Source organism: Komagataeibacter diospyri (assembly GCF_006538165.1).
GTDB classification, from domain to species: domain Bacteria; phylum Pseudomonadota; class Alphaproteobacteria; order Acetobacterales; family Acetobacteraceae; genus Komagataeibacter; species Komagataeibacter diospyri.
The window spans coordinates 1-1,512 of record NZ_BDLU01000084.1; the positions used below are offsets into that span (position 1 = coordinate 1).

Here is a 1,512-nt window from a genome sequence, read left to right on the forward strand (position 1 = left end):
TCAGAATGTAAGGCTGCTGTGCAGGCCAAAAATGGCTTCGTTTCCCACCCGTCGGTTGCCGCTCCAGTCGGCCACGCCACCGGATGGGTTCCATACGTACTGGAAATCGGGCTGCATCACCATCCACGGCGTGACCTGCGCCTGATAGGTCAGTTCAAGATGGTTCTCGTTCCCCTGGACAAGGGAATTGCTGTCGCGGTCGAACTGGCGCTGTCCCGAACTGGCGCGGCCAATGCCCCAGCCCAGGCCGATCGTGTCGTTGTCCCGCCCCCTGAACGGGGCCTTCAGGTTCAGGCCTGCGTCGATGGCGAAGCTGATCATGTTGCGGTCGCCGCCATTGCCCGTGGCGCGCACGAATACCCCGACTGACCGCGCGGATCTGAGCGAAGGCCGCCAGATCATCTGGTCAATGATGCCATAAACCATCCAGTTGCCCCGGTCCCAGCGCGGGGTCAGTTCGGACTGCGTGCTGCTGGCATTCAGCGTGGCCGCACCGAGTGAGCCACCACGCTGGTTGTAACGGTAATCGGCAAACTTCGCCGTATCGTAATACCCGCCCAGCTTGTACACGCCCGGCAGGCCGGGATTTTTTGTCACATTGGACATGTCGGCAGGCTGTGGGTTGAGCGCATACTGCAGTTCGGTGATCAGCAGCGCGCCGGTGCCCATGTTGAAGTTCGTGCCATTGGCGCCATTGGTGGTCTGGCTGGTGGGGTCGGAATTGTACCCGCTGATGGAACCGGTCGCCTGCTGGATGGGCAGGGAGTTGTAGCGGTTGCCCGGCGGGTTGTCGTCGGCCGCCGCGAACATGAAGGTGAACTTCTCGCTGGGGCGGTAGCGGATGCGGATGGCGGGGGATGACAGCGGCCATGACGGCCCGCCCCCATACAGGTTGACCGAGGGCGCCATGGGCCAGCCGAAATTGGCGTTGAGGTAAAGCGAGGCGTAATCGCTGATCAGGAATTCGGTATCAAGGTCCTGCTGGCCGATCTTCACGTCCAGTTTGCCCTTCAGGAAGGACTGCTGGTACCATAGCTCGAACAGACGGGTGGAGCGGTCGGCCTCGAAGCCGCTGACCGGGTTGAAGTTGGCCAGATGATCCTGCGAGATCGAGCGCCCGCGCGTCTGCAGCGCGCTGACATTGAACAGGCCACCCTTCAGGCCGAACAGCTTTTCGGTATCAATGGTAAGGGTTGGCATGGTGACGCCGTCATAGGCGGGGCCGGTGCCCGAACCGGCCGCGCCATCATTGCCCGAGGCTGACCCGCCGGTGCCATTGCCCCAGACCTCATCGACTTCCTGAATGTCGAAGCTGATGCCATGCTTGTACAGCCACGGCCGCGCGCCCCACATGTTGCCCAGCAGGTTGCCGCTGGTGTCGAGTTTGTCGTCACCCCCAGCCGCAACCGCGGCCTTTTCTTCCGCATCGGCCTGCGCGCGTTCTGAATCGCGCACGGTGGCCGGGTCGATCTGCTGGATCAGGGGGGTGGAATTGCCAAGGCGGGCGCGGTC

General features: G+C 62.8%; 1 protein-coding gene. It reads right to left on the bottom strand.

Features of this window, described 5'->3' with window-relative positions:
- A partial coding sequence (locus MSKU9_RS17415) for a carbohydrate porin (RefSeq protein ID WP_227002583.1) occupies positions 1-1,512 on the bottom strand: 1,512 nt, incomplete at its 5' end.